Annotated in this window: 4 protein-coding genes; 3 read left to right on the top strand and 1 reads right to left on the bottom strand. The window is 71.6% G+C overall.

The annotated features are described in order from the left end of the window. Positions 1-282: 282 nt before the first annotated feature. A complete protein-coding gene (locus IE249_RS31135) occupies positions 283-1,203 on the bottom strand; it encodes a helix-turn-helix transcriptional regulator (protein ID WP_189710193.1) in 921 nt (306 codons plus the stop codon). Between the two features lie 124 nt (positions 1,204-1,327). Here IE249_RS31135 and IE249_RS31130 point away from each other — a divergent pair, with 124 nt between their 5' ends. The 3 genes from IE249_RS31130 to IE249_RS31120 form a co-directional block, all read left to right on the top strand. Further along, positions 1,328-3,001, top strand: coding sequence for an AMP-binding protein (locus IE249_RS31130; RefSeq protein ID WP_189710191.1), 1,674 nt, complete (start codon positions 1,328-1,330; stop codon positions 2,999-3,001). Beyond that, entirely contained in the window at positions 2,998-4,608 is a 1,611-nt protein-coding gene (locus IE249_RS31125; protein ID WP_189710189.1) for an AMP-binding protein, read from the top strand. The genes IE249_RS31130 and IE249_RS31125 overlap by 4 nt, the downstream gene beginning before the upstream one ends. Before the next feature lie 314 nt (positions 4,609-4,922). Continuing rightward, positions 4,923-5,871, top strand: a 949-nt coding sequence (locus IE249_RS31120; RefSeq protein ID WP_189710187.1) for an Ig-like domain-containing protein, incomplete at its 3' end; no start/stop codon positions are given.

Genomic DNA, 5,871 nt, shown 5'->3' with positions numbered 1-5,871 from the left:
ACCGCCGCCTGCACCCAGCCGCGGGCGATCATGCGCGGCCGCTTGTCCCCGGACGGTCCGCCGCCCCCGCCGGGGTCGGCCGGTACTGCTCCCATATGTCATGCCTCCCTCAACCAGACACCCGTCGGTGACGGGTGCCGTGTCCTGAGGGGAGAGTAGTCCCAATCAAGATTAGTATTTAACAGGGGTTCTCGTATAAACTCCTTGCGTTGCTGCGAAAAGGGGAAGAGCACCCCCGGAGGGTCCCGGGGGTGCTCTTGTCCTGAAGGCGCCGTCGACGTCCTACGGCAGCAGGCCCGCACGGCGGGCGGACACCACCGCCTCGCCCCTGGTGTGCGCGCCGAGCTTGCGCATGGCCGCGCGCAGATAGCCCTTGACCGTCTCCGGCCGCACCCCCAGCCGGGCGGCCACCGCCGCGTTGGTCGCGCCCGCCGCCACGCACGCCAGCACGTCCAGCTCCCGGGGCGACAGGCGGCCCGCCCGCGCGGACCCGTCCGCCCCGGCCTCACCCGCCGCGCCCCGGACGGGCTCCCCGGCCTCCCGGAGGAGATCCGCGGGCGCGGCCCCCGCGAGCCGCCGGCACACCCCCAGCACCTCGGCCCGCAGCGCCGGGTCCGCGACCCGCGGGGCCAGCGAGCGCAGCTCCCGGTGCGCCTCGCGCACCTCCTCCCACGCCGCTCCGGACCACTCGGCACCGGACGCAGGCGCGTCCGCGACCGGCAGCGGACGGGCCGCCGCCATGAGGTCACGGGCCTCCTCCCGCACCACCAGCGCCTGCTCCACGTCCCGCGCCGCCGCCACCGCCGCGCTCAGGGTGCGGTCGCCCAGCGGCTGGGCGGTGCGCAGCGCCCCGTACAGCACCCCGCGCACCCGGCGCCGTACCACCACCGGCACCGCCAGCACCGAGCGCAACCCCTCCGCGGCGACCGGCACGTCGTACTCGTGACTGATCTGCCGGGACAGCGAGTAGTCGGCCACCGCGCACGGCCTGGCCAGCGCCACCGCCTTGCCGCCGAGCCCGTTGCCCGAGGTCACCGCGAGCGCGCTGAGCGCGAGTGTCGACGTGCCGGTCAGCTCGCTGATCCGCACCCGGGGCCGGCCCGGCTCGACCAGCCCGCCGAAGGCGACCGGCAGGCCCGTCGCGCGCCGCAGCCGCACCAGCGCGGCTCGAATCTCCACCGTCCCGGAGTCGTTCGCCGTCACCCGCTCGCCCCTTCTTCACGGACCCGTGCTCACCACACCCCCGTTCGGGGGTAGTGAGACCCGCATCACGGATTACACGATGTGACAGAGCCGCCCGGCAATGGTCCGGCACCGAGGAGGACAGATGACGACGGCGACGGAGGACTTCCGCAGGGCGCGGGACTTCCTGCTGGAACACCGCGAGGACTACGCCACGGCCTACGCGGGCTTCGAGTGGCCGCGCCCCGGGCACTTCAACTGGGCGCTGGACTGGTTCGACGCCGTCGCCGAGGGCAACGACCGCGCCGCCCTGCACATCGTCGAGGAGGACGGCGCCGAGACCCGCCTCTCCTTCTCCGAGATGGCCGAACGCTCCAACCGGGTCGCCAACTGGCTGCGCGACCGAGGCGTCGCCGCCGAGGACCGCGTCCTCGTCATGCTCGGCAACCAGGCCGAGCTGTGGGAGACCGCGCTCGCCGCGATGAAGCTGCGCGCGGTCGTCATCCCGGCCACCCCGCTGCTCGGCCCGGCCGACCTGCGCGACCGCGTCGAGCGCGGCCGGGTCAAACACGTGATCGTGCGCGCCGAGGACACCGCGAAGTTCGCCGACGTCCCCGGCGCCTACACCCGCATCTCGGTCGGCGGACTGCCCGAGGAGGGCTGGGAGCCCTACGAGGACGGCTACACCGCCCCCGCCGAGTTCCTGCCCGACGGCCCCACCCTCGCCGACGACCCGCTGATGCTCTACTTCACCTCGGGCACCACCGCCCGCCCCAAGCTGGTCGAGCACACCCACGCCTCCTACCCCATCGGGCACCTGGCGACCATGTACTGGATCGGCCTGAAACCCGGCGACGTCCACCTGAACATCTCCTCGCCCGGCTGGGCCAAGCACGCCTGGTCCAACCTGTTCGCGCCGTGGAACGCCGAGGCGACCGTCTTCATCCACAACTACACCCGCTTCGACGCGGCCCGGCTGATGGCCGAGATGGACCGCGCGGGTGTCACCACCTTCTGCGCCCCGCCCACCGTGTGGCGCATGCTCATCCAGGCCGACCTGACCCAACTGGGCACCCCGCCCCGCGAGGCCGTGGCCGCGGGCGAACCGCTGAACCCCGAGGTCATCGAGCAGGTCCGGCGGGCCTGGGGGGTGACCATCCGAGACGGCTTCGGGCAGACCGAGACGGCCGTGCAGGTCTCCAACAGCCCCGGCCAGCCGCTGAAGACGGGCTCCATGGGGCGGCCCAGCCCCGGCTACCGGGTCGAACTCCTCGACCCGGTGTCCGGCGCGCCCGGCGCGAGCGAGGGCGAGATCGCGCTCGACCTGTCCGCACGCCCGGTCGGCCTGATGACCGGCTACCACGGCGACGCCGACCGCACCGCCGAGGCGATGGCGGGCGGCTACTACCGCACGGGCGATGTCGCATCACGGGACGAAGACGGCTATCTGACCTACATCGGACGGAGTGACGACGTCTTCAAGGCCTCCGACTACAAGATCAGCCCGTTCGAGCTGGAGAGCGCCCTGCTGGAGCACGAGGCGGTGGCCGAGGCGGCCGTCGTGCCCGCGCCGGACGAGGTGCGCCTGGCGGTGCCCAAGGCGTACGTGGTCCTCGCCGCCGGCTACGAGCCCGGACCCGACACCGCGAAGGTGCTCTTCGAGCACTCCCGCCAGGTCCTCGCCCCGTACAAGCGCATCCGCCGGCTGGAGTTCGGCGAGCTGCCCAAGACCGTCTCCGGCAAGATCCGCAGGATCGAGCTGCGCGAGGCCACGGCCGAGGGCTCGCAGGCCGAGTACCGCGAGGAGGACTTCCGGTGACCACGCAGCCGTCGTACGCCCACGGAACCAGCACCACCCCCCTGCTCGGCGACACCATCGGCGAGAACCTCGACCGGGCCATCGCCGCCTTCCCCGGACGGGAGGCGCTCGTCGACGTGCCCTCCTCACGCCGCTGGACCTACGCCGAGTTCGGTGCCGCCGTCGACGAGGTGGCGCGCGGCCTGCTCGCCAAGGGCGTGGTCAAGGGTGACCGGGTCGGGATCTGGGCGATCAACTGCCCCGAGTGGGTGCTCGTCCAGTACGCCACCGCCCGCATCGGCGCCATCATGGTCAACATCAACCCGGCCTACCGCGCGCACGAGTTGGAGTACGTGCTCCGCCAGGCCGGCATCTCGCTGCTCATCGCCTCACAGGCGCACAAGGGCAGCGACTACCGCGCCCTGGTCGACGAAGTCCGCGGCCGGTGTCCCGAGTTGCGCGAGACCGTCTACATCGGCGACCCCACCTGGGACGCGCTGACCGCGGCCGCCGAGCGGGTCCCGGCCGAGCGGCTCGCCGCCGCGCAGGCGGAGCTGAGCTGCGACGACCCGGTCAACATCCAGTACACCTCGGGCACCACCGGCTTCCCCAAGGGCGCCACCCTCTCCCACCACAACATCCTCAACAACGGTTACTGGGTGGGCCGTACGGTCGGCTACACGGAACAGGACCGGGTGTGCCTGCCCGTGCCGTTCTACCACTGCTTCGGCATGGTCATGGGCAATCTGGGCGCCACCTCCCACGGCGCGTGCATCGTCATCCCGGCGCCCTCCTTCGAGCCCAAGGCCACCCTGGACGCCGTCCAGCAGGAACGCTGCACCTCCCTGTACGGCGTGCCGACGATGTTCATCGCCGAGCTGAACCTCCCCGGCTTCGCCGAGTACGACCTCACCTCCCTGCGCACCGGCATCATGGCGGGCTCGCCCTGCCCGGTGGAGGTGATGAAGCGGGTCGTCGCCGAGATGCACATGGAGGAGGTCTCCATCGGCTACGGCATGACCGAGACCTCCCCGGTCTCCCTGCAGACCCGGATGGACGACGACCTCGAACACCGCACCGGCACCGTCGGCCGCGTCCTGCCCCACATCGAGGTGAAGATCGTCGACCCGGCCACCGGCGTGACCCAGCCGCGCGGCACGGCGGGCGAGTTGTGCACCCGCGGCTACAGCGTGATGCTCGGCTACTGGAACGAGCCCGAGAAGACCGCCGAGGCCGTCGACCCCGGCCGATGGATGCACACCGGCGACCTCGCGGTGATGCGCGAGGACGGGTACGTGGAGATCGTCGGCCGGATCAAGGACATGATCATCCGGGGCGGCGAGAACATCTACCCGCGCGAGGTCGAGGAGTTCCTCTACGGCCATCCGAAGATCCGCGACGTCCAGGTCGTCGGCGTCCCGCACGAGAAGTACGGCGAGGAGGTGCTGGCCTGCGTCATCCCGCTGGACCCGGCCGACCCGCTGACCCTGGAGGAACTGCGCGCCTACTGCGCGGACCGGCTGGCGCACTACAAGATCCCGAGCCGGCTGCGGATGCTCGACTCCTTCCCGATGACCGTGTCGGGCAAGGTGCGCAAGGTGGAACTGCGCGAGAAGTACGGGGTGTAGCGCACGGCCGGGGCGTCCCGCCGGGAGGCGGGGCGTCCCGCCGTCGCAAGGCACAGGGACCGTTCGCGACGGTGTCGTAGGCGGTCTCTGCGCCGTTTGCGCGGCGTGCGCGCTCGGCTGTTCGGGGGAATCGGGCGTCGTGGGTCTGGCGTGGCGCAAAGGGACATGGGCGTAGTGGTGGTACCGACCGGGGCCGCCCATTCCCTGTCGGGGACGGCGTTTGTGGTGCTCAGCCTCCGCATTGCCGATCGCGGCCCCCGTCAGCGGGGCGAGAGGCGGCACCGACCACCCCTGACCCCTTTGGAGGCACTCTCATGCCTACCACGTCCACTTTGGTGTCCACTTCACCAGATCCATCCGTCGTCGGCCAGCCGGTGACGCTGACTGCGACGATCCTCCCGCACGGAGCGGGGAATCCGACCGGGACCGTGACCTTCGTCGTGAGCGGCGGTCCGACACTGACTGCGCCGGTCGTGGGCGGTACCGCCACCGCGACGGCCACCAACCTGTCCGCGGGGAACCACACGGTCACCGCGGTCTACGGCGGCGACGCCAACTTCACCGGGTCGACAGGTTCCACCATCCAGGCCGTCACCAAGGCGTTCACCCAGACGACGGTGGCCTCCTCGCCCGATCCGTCCGCTTTCGGGCAGACGGTGACGATCACGGCGACGGTGACGCCGATCGCGCCCGGTTCGGGCACGCCGACCGGCACTGTCACATTCACCATCACCGGAGGACCGACGCTGACGGCGCCTCTGGTCGGGGGAACGGCGACGGTCAGCACGAACGCGCTGAGCGTCGGCTCCCACACGATCGTCGCGACCTACGGCGGGGACACCAGCTACATCCAGTCGTCGGCGACGGACACGCACACGGTCCAGAGCAAGGGGGCCACCACCACGTCGGTGAGTTCGTCACCGGATCCGTCGGTGGTGGGTCAACCGGTGACCTTCACCGCGACGGTGGCGCCAGTCGCGCCGGCGTCCGGTACGCCGACGGGAACGGTCACCTTCGCCTTCGGGGACGGGACACCGTCGGTGACCGTGGCGCTGGCCGGCGGCTCCGCGACGACCTCGCACGCCTACACCACGGCCGCCGGCAGTCCGTTCACGGTGACGGCGACGTATTCCGGCAACGCGAACTTCGCGGGTTCCTCGGGGTCGGACACGCAGGCGGTGAATCGGGCGGGGACGACCACGACGGTGTCGTCGTCGCCGGATCCGTCGGTGGTGGGCCAGCCGGTGACCATCACGGCGACGG

Origin of the sequence: Streptomyces anandii JCM 4720 (assembly GCF_014650655.1) — a bacterium.
GTDB classification, from domain to species: domain Bacteria; phylum Actinomycetota; class Actinomycetes; order Streptomycetales; family Streptomycetaceae; genus Streptomyces; species Streptomyces anandii.
The sequence above is the reverse complement of the archived record's forward strand: the minus strand, read 5'-3'. Positions and strand labels throughout refer to the sequence as shown.